The sequence below is a fragment of the Streptomyces sp. NPDC051452 genome (assembly GCF_044454765.1).
In the GTDB taxonomy this organism is placed as follows: domain Bacteria; phylum Actinomycetota; class Actinomycetes; order Streptomycetales; family Streptomycetaceae; genus Streptomyces.
In genome coordinates this window covers 91259-110717 of the sequence record NZ_JBITEB010000008.1, presented here as the reverse complement: position 1 = coordinate 110717, position 19459 = coordinate 91259, and the positions used below count along the sequence as shown (strand labels likewise).

The following is a 19459-nucleotide window of genomic DNA, read 5'->3' as shown; positions in this document are numbered from 1 at the left end:
GTGCCGGGGTACCCGCCCGTAAAGGCGACCCGTGCGGCTTTCGTGCGGCGGGTGGCGGCCCATGTGCAACGAATGGGCGTTCCTGCGGGAGGAACGCAATGATCATGCGTGGACACGCAAGGTTGCTGCATTACGCCCGCGAAGTCCCGCCTCGTAGGGTGCTCAGCTGTACGTGGCGTGGCGGGGACCCCGCTCGGTGGGTGCCTGCCGTCGCAGAGCCGCCTGCCGTCCCCGTCCACACCGACCGGCAGCGACAAAGGAGCCAGCGCGTGCTCGACCAGGGCGCACCCCCGCACCAGCAGACAACGGCCGCCGCCTCGGCCCCGGGCGTCGCCGCGCGCCTCATGCGCCGCAAGCCGGTGGAACGCCTGGTCGCCGAGGGCGGCCACGGTGAGGGCGGCCAGCTTCGGCGCTCGCTCGGACTGTGGCAGCTGACCATGATCAGCATCGGTGCCACCCTCGGCACCGGCATCTTCGTCGTCCTCGGCCAGGCCGTTCCCAAGGCCGGCCCGGCCGTCGTCCTGTCCTTCGTGATAGCCGGCTTCACCGCCCTGTTCTCTGCACTGTCCTACGCCGAGCTGGCCGGCACCATCCCGGTCTCCGGCTCCTCCTACTCGTACGCGTACGCGACGATGGGCGAGCTGGTCGCCTGGGTCTGCGGCTGGTGTCTGCTCCTGGAGTACGGCGTCTCGGTCGCCGCCGTGGCCGTCGGCTGGGGCGAGTACCTGAACGAGCTGCTGTCCGGCACCATCGGCGTGACCCTCCCGAACGCCCTGGCGCATCCGCCCGGCGTCGACGGCGGTGTGTTCAACCTGCCCGCCCTGATCGTCGTGCTCCTGGCGATGGCGTTCCTGCTCGGCGGCGCCAAGGAGTCGGCGCGCGCCAACACCATCATGGTGTGTGTGAAGATCGCCGCGCTGGTGCTGTTCTGCGCGATCGGCCTCATGGGCTTCAAGTCCGGCAACTACTCCCACTTCATGCCGCTCGGCATGGGCGGGGTCAGCGCGGCCGGCGCGACGCTGTTCTTCTCCTACATCGGCTTCGACGCCGCCTCCACCGCCGGCGAGGAGGCCAAGAACGCCCAGCGCGACCTGCCCCGCGCCATCATGCTGTCCCTGGCCATCGTGACGGCCCTGTACGTGCTGGTCGCCGCCGTCGCGGTCGGTGCCAGGCCGTGGCGGCGGTTCAACGACTCCGAGGCCGCCCTCGCCCAGATCATGAAGGACGTCACCGGGCAGAGCTTCTGGGGCACTCTGCTGGCCTTCTGCGCGGTCATCGCCATCGCCAGCGTCGTCCTGACCGTGCTCTACGGCCAGACCCGCATCCTCTTCGCGATGTCCCGCGACGGCCTGGTGCCCAAGGTCTTCGGCCGGGTGCACCCGAGGTCCGGCGCGCCGCGCGCCAACACGGTCATCGTGGCCCTGTTCTGCGGTGTGCTCGCCGCCGCGATCCCGCTGGGCCGGCTCGCCGACGCCACCAGCATCGGCACGCTGTTCGCCTTCGGGCTCGTCAACGTGGCCGTGGTGGTGCTGCGCCGGACCCGCCCGGACATGGAGCGCACCTTCCGTGTCCCGCTGTCGTGGGTCCTGCCCGCTCTGGGCTTCGTGTGCTGCGCCTGGATGATGGTGAGCCTGTCCGCCGTGACCTGGATCGTGTTCGGTGTCTGGATGGCCGTCGGGCTCGTGTTCTACTTCGTGTACGGCTATCGCCGTTCCCGTCTCGCGACCGACGAGGGTCTCGCGGTGACGGCAGAGAAGTGACCGGACCGAAGAAGTGAACCACCCGACGTGCTGAACGATCTCGACGAACGCATCGTGCACGCCCTCGCCGAGGACGCCCGACGCTCCTACGCGGACATCGGACAGATGGTCGGCCTGTCCGCGCCCGCCGTGAAGCGGCGCGTGGACCGGCTGAGGGCCACCGGAGCCATCACCGGATTCACCGTCCGGGTGGACCCGGCGGCGCTCGGCTGGGAGACCGAGGGATACATCGAGATCCACTGCCGGCGCAACACCTCGCCGGAGACCATCCAGCGAGGGCTGGAGCGGTACCAGGAGGTCGTGGCCGCGTCGACCGTCACCGGCGACGCGGACGCGATCGCCCAGGTCTTCGCCTCCGACATGCGTCATTTCGAACGCGTCCTGGAGCGCATCGCGGGCGAGCCGTTCGTGGAGCGCACCAAGTCGGTGCTGGTGCTCTCGCCCCTGCTGCGCCGCTTCTCCTCCGGGGCGCCCGGGTAGGGCGAAACCGGCAGGGGTGCCCACCGTCCTATTCCGCCGTCTTGCGGGCCAGCGCGTTGTTGCCGATCGAGTTGTACACGCTGAAGCTCACGGCGTCCGAGCGGTAGCGGTCGTCGGACCACTCCACCGGGCGCCCCTCGCGTGTGGTGGTCACCCGGCGGACCCGCAGCAGGGGACTCGTCCGGCGGACCCCGAGCAGCTCGGCGTCCCTGGCTCCCGCCGCCACCGCGTCGATGACGTGCTCGCCGTAGGCGAAGACCAGACCGGTGTCGTCGTACAGACGCTGCGTGACCGACGGGCAGTCGGGCTCGATCGCCGCCACCGCCGGGGAGATCCAGCCGGCGTACACCGTGCGTTCCAGCAGCACCGGTTCGCCGTCCAGCCCGCGCACCCGCAGCACCCGCAGCACCGGTGTGGCGACGGCCACCTGGAGGCGTACGGCGTCCTCGTGGGTGGCCGGCCGGTACTCCTGCTCCACCACCCGGCCGGTGGCCTCGCGGCCCATCGCGCGGGCCCACTGGGCGAAGCTGCGAAGCTCCTCGAAGCTCTGGCTGCGGCGGCTGGCCAGGACCGTGCGCCGCGCCCCCTGCCGGGAGCCGATGATCCCCTCGGTGGTCAGAGCCGACACGGCCTGGCGGACCGTGCCGCGCGAGACGCCGTAGTGCGCGGCCAGCTCCGACTCCGAGGGCAGCAGACTGCCGACCGTGTACTCCTCGCGGTCGATCGCGCGCCGCAGCTCGTCGGCGATCTCCTCGTGTCGCGCCGTCATGCTTCCCCTCTGCTCAAGGTCGCTGTGCACAGCGTGACCAGCCTAGTCGACGTCCACGGGTGATCCATGTCGACCGGAAGACGGCCGAAAGTGTGCAGGGAAACGGGGTCTGGAGTTTCGTCGGTGTTCATGGACAGGACACCGACGCCGGGCGTACTGAGGCCAACTTGTTCAGACAAGTTTTCCGCACTACTCCACTCCCCGTGCGCCCCCTGGAGAGACCGTGACCGTGTCCCTGCCGAGAAACGCCGTCCTCGGCGGCTGCCTCGCCGTCGTCGCCGCGCTGGCTCTGAGCGCCTGCGGCGCCGCCTCCGACAACGCGTCGAACACCACCGAGAACGGCAAGAGCGCCGCCACCGCCACCTCCGCGGCCGACTTCGGCGGCCTGGACGCCCTGGCCAAGGCGGCCAGGAAGGAAGGCACGCTGCACGCCATCGCGCTGCCTCGCGACTGGGCCAACTACGGAGCCCTCATCGACGGCTTCCAGAAGAAGTACGGCATCAAGGTCGCGGTGGAGGCCCCCGACGGCACCAGCCAGGACGAGATCAACGCCGTCACCTCCCGCAAGGGCCAGGACCGCGCGCCCGACGTCCTCGACCTCGGCAGCTCCTTCGCCCTCGGCGCCGCCCAGCAGAACCTGCTCGCCCCCTACAAGGTGACCTCCTACTCCGACATCCCCGAGGCCCAGAAGGACCCGCAGGCCCGCTGGTACAACGACTACGGCGGCTACCTCTCCATCGGCTGCGACGCCAAGCGCGTGAAGTCCTGCCCGACGACCTTCAAGGACCTGCTCAAGCCCCAGTACAAGGGCCAGGTCGCGCTCAACGGCAACCCCACCAAGTCCGGCTCGGCCTTCGGCGGCGTGTACGCGGCCGCCCTCGCCGGCGGCGGCTCCTTCGACGACATCCAGCCCGGCCTGGACTTCTTCGCCAAGCTGAAGAAGAACGGCAACTACACCCCGGTCGAGTCCACCCCGGCCACCGTCGAGAAGGGCGAGACGCCCATCAGCATCGACTGGGACTACCTGAACGCCGGATACGCCGACGAGTTCAAGTCCAAGGGCGTGGACTGGACGGTGGCCATCCCGGCCGACGGGCGGTACGCCCAGTACTACTCCCAGGCCGTCAACAAGACCGCCCCGCACCCGGCGGCCGCCCGCCTGTGGCAGGAATACCTCTACAGCGCCGAGGGCCAGAACCTCTGGCTCAAGGGCTATGCCCGCCCGGTCCTGATGGCCGCCCTGGACAAGGCCGGCACCCTCGACAAGACCGCCGCCGCCAAGCTCCCGAAGGTCACCGGCACGCCCTCCTTCCCGACCGAGGACCAGCAGAGCAAGGCCAAGACGGTCATCGCGCAGGGCTGGGGCAAGGCCGTCTCCGGATGACCGCGACCCTCACGCGTGTGGACGTGGCGCCCGTCGCTTCGGCGAAGCGACGGCGCCGCGCCCCCGGCTGGCTCGCCGTGCTGCCCCTGCTGGTCTTCACGGCCATCGCCTTCGGGCTGCCGGCCCTGGCCGTCCTGGACGGCGCCTTCACCGTCAAGAACCCGACGACCGGGGCGACTTCGTACACCGGCGCCAACATGACGACCTCACTGCGAGGCCCGTACCTCACCGCGCTGCTCGGCAGCGTGAAGCTGTCCGGGATCTCCGCCGGACTCGGCGTCCTGCTCGGGCTGCCGCTCGCCCAGGCCGTGGTCGGCTCCCGCTCCCGCGCGCTGCGCGAGGCCGTGCTGACCGCCTCCGGCGTGCTCGCCAACTTCGGCGGGGTCCCGCTGGCCTTCGCCTTCGTCGCCACCCTCGGCAACGCGGGCGTGCTGACCGTGCGCCTGGGCCTGACCGACCACGGCTGGAGCCTCTACAGCTTCTGGGGCCTGGTCCTCGTCTACCTCTACTTCCTGATCCCGCTGATGGTCCTCACCATCACCCCGGCCCTGGACGGACTGCGCTCCCAGTGGCGGGAGGCCGCGCTGAACAACGGCGCCACCGGTGTGCAGTACTGGCGGCACGTGGCCCTGCCCGTGCTCGCACCCTCCCTGCTCGGCGGCCTGGTGCTGCTGTTCGGCAGCGCCTTCGCCGCCTACGCCACGGCCGCCGCGATGGTCGGCAGCGCGGTCCCGCTGGTCACCCTGCAGATCGCCGACGCCCTGTCCGGCAACGTGCTGGTCGGCCAGGAGAACGTGGCCCTCGCCCTCAGCCTCGACATGGTGCTGGTGGCGGGCCTGGTGATGGCCGTGTACCTGCCCCTGCAACGACGGAGCGCGCGATGGCTCGACGCCTGACCCCCTGGCGCTGGGCCGTCCTCGGCCTGGCCGCCCTGTACTTCCTGGCGCCGCTGGCCGCGTCCGTGGTCTTCACCGTCGACGTGCCCGGCCACGGCGTCACCTTCGACGCCTACACCCGGATCCTGTCCGCCGACGGCTTCGTCCCCAGCCTGCTGCTCTCGCTGGAACTGGCCCTCGCCACCATCGCGGTCGTGCTGCTGCTGATGGTGCCCGCCGTGGTCGCCCTGCGGCTCGGCTCGCCCCGGCTGCGGCCGGTCGTCGAGGTGGTCTGCTCACTGCCGCTGGTGGTACCGCCGATCGCGTTCGTCGCCGGGATCGTCACCGTGCTCAAGTGGGGCCCCGAGCACCTGTCCCGCACCCCGCTGTTCCAGACGTTCGTGGTGATCCAGGACGAGAACTTCCCCGTGGTGCTGGTCCTCGCGTACGTCGTGATGGCCCTGCCCTTCGTCTACCGCGCCCTGGACGCCGGGCTGCGCTCCATCGACGTACGCACCCTCGTCGAGGCGGCGCGCAGCTGCGGTGCCTCCTGGCCGCAGGCGCTGGTGCGGGCCGTCCTGCCCAATCTGCGCGGCGCCCTGCTCAACGCGGCCTTCCTCACCCTGGCGCTGGTGCTCGGGGAGTTCACCGTCGCGCAGCTGCTCGGCTTCCGGCCCTTCGCCGTGTGGATCTACGACGTCGGCGGCTCGCAGGCCCAGATGTCCGTCGCCGTGTCCGTGCTCAGCCTGCTCGTCACCTGGGCCCTGCTCCTCGCGCTCGCCGGTGCCGGCGGCGAACGCAACCGAACCGCTTCTTCCCGGGGATGACCCACATGACCGTCACCACGCTCGAGAAGGCCACCGCAGAGAAGGCCGCCACCGTCGAATTCCGCGGACTGCGCCGGGAGTTCGGTGCCACCGTCGCCCTCGACGGACTCGACCTGACCGTACGGCCGGGGGAGTTCCTGGCCCTGCTCGGCCCCTCCGGCTGCGGCAAGACCACCGCGCTGCGCATGCTCGCCGGGTTCGAACACCCCGACTCCGGAGCGGTGCTCGTGGACGGCGAGGACGTCACCCGCGTCCCGGCCCACCGCCGCGACGCCGGCATGGTCTTCCAGTCGTACAGCCTCTTCCCGCATCTGAACGCCGCCGACAACGTCGCCTTCGGACTGCGCATGCGCGGGGTCCGCACCGGCGAACGGCGGACGCGCGCCGCCGAGTTGCTGGAGCTGGTCGGCCTCGCCGACAAGAGCGAGCGGTACCCGCACCAGCTCTCCGGCGGCCAGCAGCAGCGCATCGCGCTCGCCCGCGCCCTCGCCCTGCGCCCGCGCGTGCTGCTGCTCGACGAGCCGCTGTCCGCGCTGGACGCCAAGGTGCGCCTCACCCTGCGCGAGGAGATCCGCCGGCTCCAGCGGGAACTCGGCATCACCACCCTCTTCGTCACCCACGACCAGGAGGAGGCACTCTCGGTCGCCGACCGGGTCGCCGTCATGCGCGCCGGACGGCTCGAACAGTGCGCCGCGCCCGCCGAGTTGTACGGCCGCCCCGCCACCGCCTTCGTCGCCGAGTTCGTCGGCACGATGAGCCGCGTCCCGGGAGAGCTGACGGACGGCACCGTCGAGGTGCTCGGACAGCGGCTGCCGGCCGACGGCGAGGTGGCGGACGGTCCGGTGGACGTCTTGGTGCGGCCCGAGGCCGTCCGGGTGCGTGCCGACGCGGACGGCGGCGCCCGGGTGGTCGCCACGGCCTTCCTCGGCGCGGTCGTCCGGATCACCGTACGGCTCGCCGACGGCACCGAGGCCAAGGCCGACCTGCCCGCGCACGAGGCCACCGGGCTCGGCGCCGGAAGCGCCGTCAGCGTGTCGCTGCCCGAACGGCCCGTGCTGGTGGCCGAACGCATCCAGAAGTGAGGAAGGACTCCGACGTGACCCCCCGCAACCGACCGGTGCCCTCCCACACCCCCGCCCGCCCGCAGAGCCCGCCCGGGTCGCTGCAGGCAGTCCTCTTCGACATGGACGGCACGCTCGTGGACACCGAGCGACTGTGGTGGGAGGCGGTCGAGCAGGTCGCCGGCCGCCCGCTCACCGAGGCCGACCAGCCCGACGTGCTCGGCCGGCCGGTCGAGCACACCGCCGCCTGGCTCGCCCCCGCCACCGGCCGGCCGGCCCCCGACCTCGCCGCCGACCTGCACCGCGAGTTCGCCGAACGGGTCCGCACCGGCATCGTGCCCCGCCCCGGCGCCCTGGACCTGCTGGACGGGCTGGCCGCCGCCGGTGTCCCCACCGCCCTGGTCACCGCGTCCCCGCGCGCGGTCGCCGACCTCGTCCTCGACGCCCTCGGCGCGACACGGTTCGCGGCCTCGGTCACCGCGGACGACACCGTCCGCACCAAGCCCGCGCCCGACCCCTACCTCGCCGCCTGCCGCGCCCTCGGCGTCGACCCGGCGGCGTGCGTCGCCGTCGAGGACACGGAGACCGGCGTGGCCTCCGCCGAGGCCGCCGGGTGTGCCGTACTGGCCGTCCCCTCGCTCGCGCCGATCGCACCGGCGCCCGGCCGGACCGTCCGCGACACCCTCGCCGGCGTCACCGAGGCGGAACTGCGCCGGATGGCCGCGCCCGGACTGCGCGTCCTGAGCTGGAACCTGTGGCTCGGCGGCAGCAGGGTCGACGACCACCGCGCCAAGCAGCTCCGGGTGATCCTCGACAGCGGCGCCGACGTCGTCGGGCTCCAGGAGACCGGCGGCACCGCCACCGAGGAGCTGGCCGGGGCCCTCGGCTGGCACCACCACCGGGCCGGCGAGAACCTCGGCATCCTCAGCCGCCACCCGATCACGGCCCGCTTCGGCGACCCGGACGTCGGCTTCTACGGCGCCGCGGGCGTCCGTCTCGCGACGGTCACCGGCCGCGAGGTCGACATATGGACCGTGCACCTGCACTACACCCCCTACGGGCCCTACGAGGCCGTCCTCGCCGGGCTGGCGGCGGAGGAGCTGATCGCCCACGAGGAGACGCGGCTCACACAGATGCGTGACGCCCTGCGCCGCATCGGCGAGACCTCCACCGACGGGGTCCCGGTCGTCCTCGTCGGCGACTTCAACTGCCCCTCGCACCTCGACTGGCCGGAGGTGGCCTGGCCGGTGACCCGGGCGGCCGCCGACGCGGGGTTCGCCGACTCCTTCCGCGAGGCCCACCCCGACCCCGCCGTCGAACCCGGGCACACCTGGTCGCCGATCCATCCGGTGCACGAGGACGGCAGCGGACGACCCGAACCGCAGGACCGGATCGACTACGTGCTGCACCGGGGACTGACCGTGCTGGACTCCCGGACCGTCGTCACCGGCACCCCGCGCCCCTGGCCGGACGTGGCGCACAACACATGGCCGTCCGATCACGCGGCGGTCCTCACCACCTTCGCCCTGCCCCTGAGGTAACCCACCGCCGGGCGGGGGCGGGACCGGTCAGGCGGTGCGCCCGCGGGATCGCTTCGACAGACCAGGTCACCGCCATGAAGACCGCCGGCCCGCGACCCGATCCGACGACCCCCCGTGCCGCCCTCCACGGCCCCGCCCGGCGGGGCCTTTCGCGGCATCGGCCACCGCGGTCCCGGGCGCGCGCAACGAATCACCGTCTGAGGCCCGCCGCACGCAACGATTCGCGCACCGGCGCGCAACGGCTCCTTCTTGTCCGCTCGAGCGCGCCGACCGTACCGTTTTTGCGGCCCCCAAAACGCACACAGTTCCGGTGAGGATCCCGCATGCGCACCGCCCTGCTCCAGAGCTCCGGCCGTCCCGGTTCCCTCGTCGAGAACCTCAAGGTCCTCGACGAGGCCGCGGGCCGTGCCGCCGCCGCGGGTGCCGCACTGCTGGCCGCCCCGGAGATGTTCCTGACCGGGTACGCGATCGGCGACGACATCGCGCGCCTCGCCGAGAGCGCCGACGGCGACTCCGCGGACGCGATCGCCGAGACCGCCGCCCGGCACGGGCTCGCCATCGCCTACGGCTACCCGGAGCGCGACGGCGACACCGTCTACAACTCCGCCCAGCTGATCTCCGCCGACGGCACCCGGCTCGCGAACTACCGCAAGACCCACCTCTTCGGCTGCTTCGAACGCGACCACTTCACCCCGGGCGATCAGCCGGTCGTCCAGGCCGAGCTGAACGGCCTGACCGTGGGCCTGCTGATCTGCTACGACGTCGAGTTCCCGGAGAACGTCCGCGCCCACGCGCTGGCCGGCACCGACCTCCTCGTCGTCCCGACCGCGCAGATGCACCCTTTCCAGTTCGTCGCCGAGTCGATGATCCCGGTGCGGGCCTTCGAGAACCAGATGTACGTCGCCTACGTCAACCGGGTCGGACAGGAGGGCGAGTTCGAGTTCGTCGGCCTCTCCACCCTGGCGGGCCCCGACGGCATCGCCCGCACCCGCGCCGGCCGCGCCGAGCAGCTCGTCCTCGCCGACGCCGACCCCGCGTTCCTGGCCGCCTCCCGCGCGGCCAACCCGTACCTGGAGGACCGCCGCCCCGGTCTGTACGGGTCCCTGGCCTGAGCCCCCCCAGCCTTCCCCCGAGTCACCCCCGCGCAAGGAGTCCGTACCCCATGACGTCCACGGTGCCCAACGCCGTCGAGCACACCGACGAGCAGCAGCCGCCGATCACCATGTTCGGCCCGGACTTCCCCTACGCCTACGACGACTTCCTCGCGCACCCCGCGGGCCTCGGCCAGATCCCCGCGACCGAGCACGGCACCGAGGTCGCGATCATCGGCGGCGGCCTGTCCGGCATCGTGGCCGCGTACGAGCTGATGAAGATGGGCCTCAAGCCCGTCGTCTACGAGGCCGACCAGATCGGCGGCCGGCTGCGCACGGTCGGCTTCGAGGGCTGCGACGAGTCCCTGACCGCCGAGATGGGCGCGATGCGCTTCCCGCCGTCCTCCACCGCCCTCCAGCACTACATCGACCTCGTCGGCCTGAAGACCAGCCCCTTCCCGAACCCGCTGGCCGAGGCGACGCCGTCGACCGTCGTCGACCTCAAGGGCGAGTCGCACTACGCCGAGACGATCGACGACCTGCCCCAGGTGTACCGGGACGTCGCCGAGGCCTGGGGCCGGTGCCTGGAGGAGGGCGCCGACTTCTCCGACATGAACCGCGCCATGCGCGAACGCGACGTGCCCCGCATCCGTGAGATCTGGGCGCAGCTCGTCGAGAAGCTCGACAACCAGACCTTCTACGGCTTCCTCTGCGACTCCGAGGCGTTCAAGTCCTTCCGGCACCGCGAGATCTTCGGCCAGGTCGGCTTCGGCACCGGCGGCTGGGACACCGACTTCCCGAACTCCATCCTGGAGATCCTGCGCGTCGTCTACACCGAGGCCGACGACCACCACCGCGGCATCGTCGGCGGCTCCCAGCAGCTGCCGCTGCGCATGTGGGAACGCGAGCCGGAGAAGATCGTCCACTGGCCCTACGGCACCTCCCTGAAGTCCCTGCACCCGGACGGCGAGCCGCGCCCCGCCGTGACCCGGCTGCACCGCACCGCGGGCAACCAGATCACCGTGACGGACGCGAACGGCGACATCCGCACCTACAAGGCGGCGATCTTCACCGCCCAGTCCTGGATGCTGCTGTCCAAGATCGCCTGTGACGACTCGCTCTTCCCGATCGACCACTGGACCGCGATCGAGCGCACCCATTACATGGAGAGCTCCAAGCTGTTCGTGCCCGTCGACCGGCCGTTCTGGCTCGACAAGGACGAGGAGACCGGCCGGGACGTCATGTCGATGACGCTCACCGACCGCATGACCCGCGGCACCTATCTGCTGGACGACGGCCCGGACAAGCCCGCCGTGATCTGCCTGTCGTACACCTGGTGCGACGACAGCCTGAAGTGGCTGCCGCTGTCCGCGAACGAGCGGATGGAGGTCATGCTGAAGTCGCTCGGCGAGATCTATCCCAAGGTCGACATCCGCAAGCACATCATCGGCAACCCGGTGACGGTGTCCTGGGAGAACGAGCCCTACTTCATGGGCGCGTTCAAGGCCAACCTGCCGGGTCACTACCGCTACCAGCGGCGCCTGTTCACCCACTTCATGCAGGACCGGCTGCCCGAGGAGAAGCGGGGCATCTTCCTCGCCGGCGACGACATCTCCTGGACGGCCGGCTGGGCCGAGGGCGCGATCCAGACCGCGCTGAACGCGGTCTGGGGCGTCATGCACCACTTCGGCGGCGAGACCGACGCGACGAACCCCGGTCCGGGTGACGTCTACGACGAGATCGCCCCGGTGGAACTTCCCGAGGACTGACCCGGGAACGCCAAGGACCAAGGCGCGGCCGGCCGGCCTCAGACTCCGGCCGCCCGCGCCTTCTCGAACACCTCGGCGGCGACGTCCGTCAGCTCCCGGGCGTCGCGCGCGGTGCTCTGGAGGTCGACGAGGATCTCGTCCAGACCGATCCGGGCGTGCTCCACGAGGTCCGCCACGATCTGGTCGGCACTGCCCTGGAAAGGCCTGCGATCGGTGCCCTGGTACGGCTCGGCCCGCCAGTCGGTGTTCACCCGCAGCACCGTCCGGATCGGCTCGGTACGGCCCCGCTCCTCGGCGAGGTCGCGCAGCCGCCGCCACTCGGCGGCGAGCCGCTCGGCCCCGGCGCTCACCGGCAGCCATCCGTCGGCCCGGTCCACCAGCCGCCGCAGGGCCCGGTCGCTGCCCGCCGCCAACAGGATCGGGATGGGCCGCGCGGGCTTGGGCCCGACCACGGCGGAGGCGATGTCCGCGGTGGGCCCGCGGTGGACGACCGGATCCGGCCCCCACACCGCGCGGCACAGGTCGATGACCTCGTCGAGCACCTTCCCGCGCTGCTCGAAGGGCCGTACGCCCGAGGCGGCGTACTCGTCGAGGGACCAGCCCGAACCGAGGCCCGCCACCACCCGGCCGCCGCTGGCCGCGTCCAGCGTGGCCAGGGACTTGGCGAGCTGGAACGGCATGTGCAGCGGCGCCACCAGGACGCTGGAGCCCAGCTCCGCCCGTTCGGTCGCCGCGGCGGCCAGGGTCAGGGTGACCAGCGGGTCCGCGACGGCCCGGTAGTCGTCGGGCCAGGGCAGGCCGTCGACGCCGTAGAGGCCCTGGCGGGCGGGTTCCGGGAACAGCGCCCGCTCGAACACCCACAGACTGTCGTAGCCGATCCTCTCGGCGGCGCGGGCCACCTCGGGGACGTCCTCGCCGATCGAGTACTGGCGCATCTGGGGGAGACCGAGACCGAGCCGGGTCGTCATACCGTCGCCCCTTCGCCGTCGGGTGGTGGGCGGTCAACGTCCCGGGGCCGCCCGGCAATTCCGCGGTGGGAGTGCCCAGGGGCGAGATCGGGCCACGTCAGTCGCGCAGCGGGGTCAGCAGCATGCGCCCCGCGAATCCCACGGCCGCGTCCAGCCGTTCGGTGAAGTCCTCGGCCACGTCCGAGCAGTGCCGCAGGGCGTACAGCGCACGCGCCGCCGCCCAGGTCGCCTCCCGGGCCCGCTCCAGGCTCCAGGAGCCCAGCAGATGGGTGAGCGGGTCGGCGATCTGGAGCAAATCGGGGCCCGGCATCAGATCCTCGCGGATCCGTTCCTCCAGCGAGACGAGGAGATCGCCCACGCGGTCGAACTCGTCCTCCAGCTCGGTGGGCCGGCAGCCGAGCGTGCGGCAGGTGTCCACCACGGCGAGCGCCAGGTCGTGCCCGATGTGCGCGTTGATGCCCGCCAGCGCGAACTGCAGCGGCCGTACGCCGGGATGGCGGCGGAGCTGGAACAGCGGCCGCCAGCAGGCGGGCGGACGGCGGTCCGCGTCCGCCGCGTCGACCGCCGCCAGGTACCGCTCGGCGAACCGCACGTCCAGCGTGGTCGCCGCCCGCGCGTCGGTGAACTCCCCGGCGCTCAGACGCCGGCCGACCTCCTCGGTGACGGCGAGGTAGACGCGGTTGAACACGGCGACCCCGTCCCGCTCGGGCAGGGCCGCGTCGAGCGCGCGCATCCGGGAGAGGACCGCGTCGACGGGAGTGGTGAGCTGTTCCAACCGCGCCATGAGGGAAGGGTGACAGGCCACACCCCACCCGGACGCCGACCGGCCCGGCGCTTCGCCGGAACGGGGGAACGCTCCTGGGTCCTGTCCGGCAGGCAGGGCCTAGCGCGGTCCTGCCTCGGTGGCCGGGCCCTCCTCGTCGTAGCGGGACGTGCCCTCGTCCAGCAGGGGGCCTTGTCCCTTCAGATGGGCGGGGGCGAAGGCGCGCAGCGCGTGGTAGCCGGTGATGACGACCAGGGTGCCGAGGGCGATGCCGCTGAGCGAGAAGTGGTCGCTGAACTTCATGCTGACGTTGCCGACGCCGATGATGATGCCCGCGGCGGCCGGCACCAGGTTCAGCGGGTTGCGCAGGTCCACCTTGGCGTTGAGCCAGATCTGGGCGCCGAGCAGGCCGATCATGCCGTAGAGGATCACGGTGATGCCGCCCAGCACACCGCCCGGGATCGCGGCCACGACCGCGCCGAACTTCGGGCAGACGCCGAAGAGGAGGGCGAAGCAGGCGGCGGCCCAGTAGGCGGCGGTGGAGTAGACCCGGGTCGCGGCCATCACGCCGATGTTCTCGGAGTAGGTCGTGTTGGGCGGCCCGCCCACCGCGGTCGACAGCACGGAGGCGACACCGTCCGCGGAGATCGCCGTGCCGAGTTTGTCGTCCAGCGAGTCGCCGGTCATCTCGCCGACCGCCTTGACATGGCCCGCGTTCTCGGCGACCAGCGCGATCACGACGGGCAGCGCCACCAGGATCGCCGACCAGTGGAAGCTCGGCCCGTGGAAGGAGGGCAGGCCGATCCAGTCGGCCTTGGAGACGCCGGACAGGTCGAGCCGCCAGTGGTCGGTGACCTTACCGCTCGGGCTCGTCGAGTGGATCCTGCCGAAGATCCGGTCGAAGGCCCAGGAGATGCCGTACCCGAAGACCAGGCCCAGGAAGATCGCGATACGCGACCAGAAACCGCGCAGACACACCACGGACAGCCCGGTGAACAGCATGACCAGCAGGGCCGTCCACTGGTCCTGCGGCCAGTAGGTGGACGCGGTCACCGGGGCGAGGTTGAAGCCGATCAGCATGACCACCGCGCCGGTGACGATCGGCGGCATCGCGGCATGGATGATCCGCGCGCCGAAGCGCTGCACCGCGAGCCCCACCAGGAACAGCACGACACCGACGACGAGGATCGCTCCGGTCACGGTCGCGCTCGTACCGCCCTGCGCGCGGATGACGGCCGCCACGCCGACGAACGACAGGGAGCAGCCCAGATAGCTGGGGACCCGGCCGCGCGTGGCGAGCAGGAAGATCATGGTCGCCACGCCGGACATCATGATCGCCAGGTTGGGGTCCAGGCCCATGAGCACGGGTGCGACGAAGGAGGCCCCGAACATCGCGACCACGTGCTGGGCGCCCAGGCCCGCGGTACGAGGCCAGGAGAGCCGTTCGTCGGGGCGTACCACCGCTCCGGGCGCGGGCGTGCGCCCGTCACCGTGCAGCTTCCAGCGGACGCCGAGATCCATGGTGGGGTTTCGCTTTCTCTGTACGTGAAGACGGTCCGCACCATTGTCACGGGTACCTGGCGGCCCTACGCTCACACGGTCCTATTCGTGAACACTGTTCATGTATCTGACCTGTCGATCGGAGTGCCCGATGAGTGGAAGACCTCGAACCGCCGTGCTCCTGGCCGCCCTGGCGACCGCCGCGACCCTGCTCGCCCCCTCCGCACACGCGGCCCCGGCCGCCACGCGATCCACCCATGTGACGTCCACGACCGCGCGCACCGTCGTCCTCGACGGCGCCCGCCTGAAGCGGACCCGGGCCCGCCTCGGTCACGACCCCCGGTTGCGGCTCACCCTCGCCGCCCTGACCGCCCGCGCCGACGCCTGGCTGGACCAGGGCCCCTGGACGGTCGTCGACAAGCCGAAGCCCGCGCCCGGCGGCGACGTCCACGACTATCTGAGCCAGGCCCCCTACTGGTGGCCCACGACCGCCCCCACCGCCGGCAACCCCTGGGGCTGCCCGTACGTCCAGCGCGATGGTGAGCGCAATCCGCAGGTCGACAGCGGGACGGACCGGCAGGACGCCGAGAAGGTCTTCGACTCCGTGTACGACCTCTCGCTCGCCTGGTACTACACGGGCCGCCGCGACTACGCCGACAAGGCCGGACGGATCCTGCGCACCTGGTTCCTGGACCCGGCCACCCGGATGAACCCCAACCTGGACCACGCCCAGTTCATCCCGTGCAAGTACGACGGGCGGGCCATCGGCGTCATCGACTTCTCGCAGTCGTACACCAGCGTCCTCGACGCCGAGGCGATCCTCGCCACCGGCGCCCCCGGCTGGAGTGCGAAGGACCGGACCGCCATGGACGAGTGGAACGCCGACTTCCGCGACTGGCTGGAGAACAGCGACTTCGGCCGGCAGGAGGGTGCCGCCGCCAACAATCACGGCACCTTCTACGACATGCAGCTCGCCGCCCTCGCGTACGCCACCGGCGACACCGCCCTGGCCAGGCGTACGGTCCTCGACGCGCGAGCCAAGCGGATCGACCCGCAGATCGCGGCCGACGGCGGCCAGCCGCAGGAGCTGGCCCGCACCCGCAGCTGGCACTACTCGACCTTCGACCTGGTCGCCTACACCCGGCTCGCCGCCATCGGCCGGCACGTGGGCGTGGACCTCTGGAGATACCGGGGGCCGGACGGGCAGAGCGTCTCCAAGGCGGTCGACTACCTCCTGCCCGCCGCGACGGGCGCCGCGGCCTGGCCCCACCCCGAGCTGGAGTTCCACCGCTACGCGGCGAGCGACGTCGTGCACGCGGCGGCGGACGCCGGAGACCAGGCGGCCAGGGCGGCGCTCGGGGAGCTCCAGACACCGCCCGGGGGAGACCTGTGGGCACTACGCCCCGCCGCCGAACAACTGGACTCGATCGCCACCGCCTGACGCCTGGCCGCCGCGCCCCAACCGGGCTCCCGGGGGCGCCTCCACGGCTCCTTCCGGAAGCCACCCGGGCGAGCCCCGCAGGCCGGCGGCCCGCCCCGGAGGATCCTGAGCGGTCGCTTAGTATGGGACGTGTACCGGGGTGTCCGCCCCGTTCCCCGCCGCTCAGGAGTCTTCCCGTGACCGCCGAAGCCCCGTCCGCCCCCGCCGTCTCCCACGGCCGGCTGATCCCCGTCACCGTGCACTTCGACGACCTCGACGCGCTCGGGCTCCTGCACAACGCCCGCTACCCGCTGATGGTCGAGCGCGCGTGGACGCAGCTGTGGCACGGATACGGCGTCCGCTTCGACGGGGACTGGGGCGCGGCCGGGGACGCCTGCAACGCGGTCAAGGAACTGCGGATCACCTATGAGGCGCCGGTGACCCGCCCCGGCGCCTACGCGGTCCACCTCTGGCTGGAACGCCTCGGCACCACCGGCCTGACCTACGGCTTCCGCTTCTGCTCGGCGGACGGGGCGCAGACCTACGCCCAGGGCACCCGGGTGCTGGTCCGGCTGGACGCGGCGACCCTGCGCCCGGCGCCGTGGACCGACGCCTTCAGGGCCGCGGGTCGGGAACTGCTGCGGCCCGCGGACTGACCTGCGCGCGGCCACCCCGCTCGGCGGTGCGCAGTACTCCGGCGAACGCCGCGAGTCCGCACGCCAGTACCGTCACCACGCAGAACGACACCACCAGGCTGGTCGCCTGGGCCACGCCGCCGATCAGGCTCGGCGCGATCAGCCCCGACGTGTAGGTGATCGTCGCCACGCCCGCTATGGCCTGGCTCGGATGGGGGCCGGAGTGCCCCGCCGCCGCGAAGCACAGCGGCACCACCACCGCGATGCCGAGCCCCATCAGCGCGAACCCGCCCATCGCCACGGCCGGATGGCCGGCCACGACGATCAGCAGCCCGCCCAGCACGGCGAGGACGCCGCCCGTCCGGACCGTGCGCACCGCGCCGAAGCGGTTCACCACCGCGTCCCCGGCGATCCGGGCCACGGCCATGGTCAGCATGAAGCCGGTCGTCGAGGCCGCCGCCAGCCCGGCCGACGTGTCCAGCCGGTCCCGCAGGAACACCGCCGACCAGTCCAGGCTCGCGCCCTCGGCGAACACCGCGCAGAAGCCGACCATGCCGATGAGCAGCGCGGACCGGGGCGGGAGGGTGAAGCGTGGCGGCGGTTGCTCGTCCTCGGCGGGCTGTACGTCCAGCACCCAGGCGCAGGCCACCAGCCCGAGGAGCGTGAGGGCGGCCGCGGCGAGCGCGTGGTGCAGCCGGGCGTCGGCACCCCAGTGCGCGGCGAGCGTCCCCGCCGCCGACCCGACCAGCGCGCCCGCGCTCCACATGCCGTGCAGACCGGACATGATCGACTTGTCGAGCCGCCGCTCGATCTCCACGCCCAGCGCGTTCATCGCGACGTCGGCCATCCCCGCGGTGGCGCCGTAGACGAACATCGCCGCGCACAGGGTGTACAGGTTCGGCGCCAGGGACGGCAGGACCAGCGCCAGCGTCCACAGCGCGAGGAGCCCGCGCAGCGCCGTACGGCTGCCGAAACGGTGGCTGATCCGGCCCGCCAGCGGCATCGCGCACGAGGCGCCGAGCGCCGTGAAGGCCAGCGCGAACCCCAACTGGCCCGCACTGAGCGAGGCGTGGTCCTGGATCCACGGCACCCGGGTCGCGAAGGATCCCGTCACCGCGCCGTGCACGGCGAAGACGGCCGCCACGGCGTACCGCGCACGCCGCGCCTCGTCTCGTGCGGAGTCCACGTCACTCATGTTCCCGTCCCTTCCCGGGAGTTCCCCGGACCGCCCTGCAGCACGCGCCGTAAACTATCAGGGACCCTGCCTGATAGATAGGTGGTTTCCTGGCCGCCTGCCCCGTGGCCTTCGCGGGTTCGGTCGGTCCGGTCGCAGCGATCTGGGAGGATTCCCGCCATGCCCGCATCACCCAGCACCGCCCGGGCCATCAACGACCGGCTCGCCCTGTCGCTGTTGCAGCAGGAAGGCCCGCTGACGGCCGGGCAGTTGAAGCAGCTCACCGGACTGTCCCGGCCGACCGTCGCCGACCTGGTCGAACGCCTCACCGCCGCCGGTCTCATCACGGTGGTCGGCGAGTCCGGCGAACAGCGCCGGGGACCGAACGCCCGGCTCTACGGCATCGTCGCCGACCGCGCCCACCTCGCCGCCCTGGACGTGCGCACCGAGGGCGTCCTGGTGCTGGTCTCCGACCTGGTCGGACGGGTGCTCGCCGAGGCGTCGGTGCCGATCGGCGACGACGCCGGGACCGGACCGGCCGTGGAACAGGCGGTGGCCGCCGTGGAACGGGCGGTCAAGGAGGCCGGTGCCGACCGGCTGCACACCGTCGGCATCGGCGCCCCCGGCCTCATCGATCCGGCCACCGGGGACCTGCGCGACTCCGCCGGCCTGCCCGCCTGGCACCGCAGCCTGGCCGCCGCTCTGCCGGAACGGCTCACCGGGGCCCGGGTCACCGTGGAGAACGAGACCAATCTGGCCGCCCTGGCCGAACAGCGCGAGGGCGCCGCCCGGGACCGGGACACCTTCGTCCTCCTCTGGCTCGGCCACGGCGTCGGCGCCGCGGTGGTCCTGGACGGCACGCTCCGGCGCGGCGCCTCGGGCGGCACGGGCGAGATCGGCTTCCTGCCGGTCCCGGGGACGGGCTCGCTGCCCTCGGCGACGGACTGCGCCGGCGGCCTGCACTCACTGACGGGCGCGGCGGCGATCGCCTCCCTGGCGGCGGAGTGCGGCCTGCCCGCGCCGACCGCCGCGGACGGGACGGGTGTGGCGGCGGTGGTGCGGAACGCCGTCACGGCGCAGGCGCGGGCCGCCCGGCCGACCGAGGCCCCCGCAGCCCAGCGCTTCCTGGGTACCCTCGCCGACCGGATCGCCGTCGGAGCCGCCTCCGTCGTGGCCGTCCTGGACCCCGGATGCGTGGTGCTGGGCGGCGAGATCGGCCGGGCCGGGGGAGAGACGCTCGCGGGGCTCGTGGCACGCCGACTGCGCCGGATGTCACCTCTGCCCACGGAGGTGCGGCCCAGCGGACTGGGCGGCACCGCCGTGCTGCGCGGAGCCCTCCTGACCGCCCGCGACCGAGCCCAGGACGAACTCTTCGCCCCACCCGAGCGCTGAGTCGCCGTGGCCGGGCCCGGCCGGCGACCGTCCTCGCCCTCCTCCGCCCG

The 19459-nt window shown here is 72.4% G+C and carries 17 protein-coding genes; 12 read left to right on the top strand and 5 right to left on the bottom strand.

Features of this window, described 5'->3' with window-relative positions:
• The first annotated feature begins 269 nt into the window (after window positions 1–269).
• Window positions 270–1760: an amino acid permease gene (locus ACIBA9_RS20280; protein WP_399364768.1), complete on the top strand. Its 1491-nt coding sequence runs from the start codon at window positions 270–272 to the stop codon at window positions 1758–1760.
• Window positions 1761–1787: 27 nt separating this feature from the next.
• A complete protein-coding gene (locus tag ACIBA9_RS20275; RefSeq protein WP_189951605.1) occupies window positions 1788–2240 on the top strand; it encodes an Lrp/AsnC family transcriptional regulator in 453 nt (150 codons plus the stop codon).
• A gap of 28 nt (window positions 2241–2268) precedes the next feature.
• Here ACIBA9_RS20275 and ACIBA9_RS20270 read toward each other — a convergent pair whose 3' ends face one another.
• Window positions 2269–3009 (bottom strand): GntR family transcriptional regulator, encoded by a 741-nt coding sequence (locus ACIBA9_RS20270; RefSeq protein ID WP_399364766.1) that lies wholly within the window; start codon window positions 3007–3009, stop codon window positions 2269–2271.
• A gap of 223 nt (window positions 3010–3232) precedes the next feature.
• On the opposite strand from ACIBA9_RS20270, the gene ACIBA9_RS20265 reads away from it, so the two are divergent.
• The 7 genes from ACIBA9_RS20265 (at window position 3233) to ACIBA9_RS20235 (ending at window position 11557) form a co-directional block, all read left to right on the top strand.
• On the top strand, window positions 3233–4393 hold the full coding sequence (locus tag ACIBA9_RS20265; RefSeq protein ID WP_399364764.1) for an ABC transporter substrate-binding protein: 1161 nt from the start codon (window positions 3233–3235) through the stop codon (window positions 4391–4393).
• Window positions 4390–5289 carry an ABC transporter permease gene (locus tag ACIBA9_RS20260; protein ID WP_393900111.1) on the top strand — a complete coding sequence of 300 codons (900 nt, stop codon included), beginning with the start codon at window positions 4390–4392 and terminating at the stop codon, window positions 5287–5289. The genes ACIBA9_RS20265 and ACIBA9_RS20260 overlap by 4 nt, the downstream gene beginning before the upstream one ends.
• Window positions 5274–6095 (top strand): ABC transporter permease, encoded by an 822-nt coding sequence (locus tag ACIBA9_RS20255; RefSeq protein WP_399364761.1) that lies wholly within the window; start codon window positions 5274–5276, stop codon window positions 6093–6095. The genes ACIBA9_RS20260 and ACIBA9_RS20255 overlap by 16 nt, the downstream gene beginning before the upstream one ends.
• Window positions 6096–6100: 5 nt before the next feature.
• Window positions 6101–7177: an ABC transporter ATP-binding protein gene (locus ACIBA9_RS20250; RefSeq protein WP_399364759.1), complete on the top strand. Its 1077-nt coding sequence runs from the start codon at window positions 6101–6103 to the stop codon at window positions 7175–7177.
• Between the two features lie 35 nt (window positions 7178–7212).
• Entirely contained in the window at window positions 7213–8697 is a 1485-nt protein-coding gene (locus tag ACIBA9_RS20245) for an HAD-IA family hydrolase (RefSeq protein WP_399365062.1), read from the top strand.
• A 323-nt stretch (window positions 8698–9020) separates the two neighbouring features.
• Window positions 9021–9809 (top strand): carbon-nitrogen hydrolase family protein, encoded by a 789-nt coding sequence (locus tag ACIBA9_RS20240; protein WP_399364757.1) that lies wholly within the window; start codon window positions 9021–9023, stop codon window positions 9807–9809.
• Window positions 9810–9859: 50 nt separating this feature from the next.
• Window positions 9860–11557: an NAD(P)/FAD-dependent oxidoreductase gene (locus ACIBA9_RS20235; RefSeq protein WP_362161499.1), complete on the top strand. Its 1698-nt coding sequence runs from the start codon at window positions 9860–9862 to the stop codon at window positions 11555–11557.
• Window positions 11558–11595: 38 nt separating this feature from the next.
• Here the strand turns inward: ACIBA9_RS20235 and ACIBA9_RS20230 are convergent, their stop codons facing one another.
• From ACIBA9_RS20230 to ACIBA9_RS20220, 3 genes are all read right to left on the bottom strand, one after another.
• Window positions 11596–12525, bottom strand: coding sequence for an LLM class F420-dependent oxidoreductase (locus tag ACIBA9_RS20230; RefSeq protein WP_399364755.1), 930 nt, complete (start codon window positions 12523–12525; stop codon window positions 11596–11598).
• 97 nt (window positions 12526–12622) lie between these two features.
• A complete protein-coding gene (locus ACIBA9_RS20225; protein ID WP_362161504.1) occupies window positions 12623–13309 on the bottom strand; it encodes a DUF5995 family protein in 687 nt (228 codons plus the stop codon).
• 99 nt (window positions 13310–13408) lie between these two features.
• Entirely contained in the window at window positions 13409–14809 is a 1401-nt protein-coding gene (locus tag ACIBA9_RS20220; RefSeq protein ID WP_399364752.1) for a uracil-xanthine permease family protein, read from the bottom strand.
• 130 nt (window positions 14810–14939) lie between these two features.
• Here ACIBA9_RS20220 and ACIBA9_RS20215 point away from each other — a divergent pair, with 130 nt between their 5' ends.
• Complete coding sequence (locus tag ACIBA9_RS20215; protein WP_399364750.1) at window positions 14940–16229, top strand: alginate lyase family protein; 1290 nt, start codon at window positions 14940–14942, stop codon at window positions 16227–16229.
• Window positions 16230–16405: 176 nt separating this feature from the next.
• Window positions 16406–16864 (top strand): thioesterase family protein, encoded by a 459-nt coding sequence (locus ACIBA9_RS20210; RefSeq protein WP_362161512.1) that lies wholly within the window; start codon window positions 16406–16408, stop codon window positions 16862–16864.
• Here ACIBA9_RS20210 and ACIBA9_RS20205 read toward each other — a convergent pair.
• Entirely contained in the window at window positions 16824–18038 is a 1215-nt protein-coding gene (locus ACIBA9_RS20205) for an MFS transporter (RefSeq protein WP_399364747.1), read from the bottom strand. The genes ACIBA9_RS20210 and ACIBA9_RS20205 overlap by 41 nt on opposite strands.
• Before the next feature lie 159 nt (window positions 18039–18197).
• On the opposite strand from ACIBA9_RS20205, the gene ACIBA9_RS20200 reads away from it, so the two are divergent.
• Complete coding sequence (locus ACIBA9_RS20200) at window positions 18198–19409, top strand: ROK family transcriptional regulator (RefSeq protein ID WP_399364745.1); 1212 nt, start codon at window positions 18198–18200, stop codon at window positions 19407–19409.
• Window positions 19410–19459: the final 50 nt, after the last annotated feature.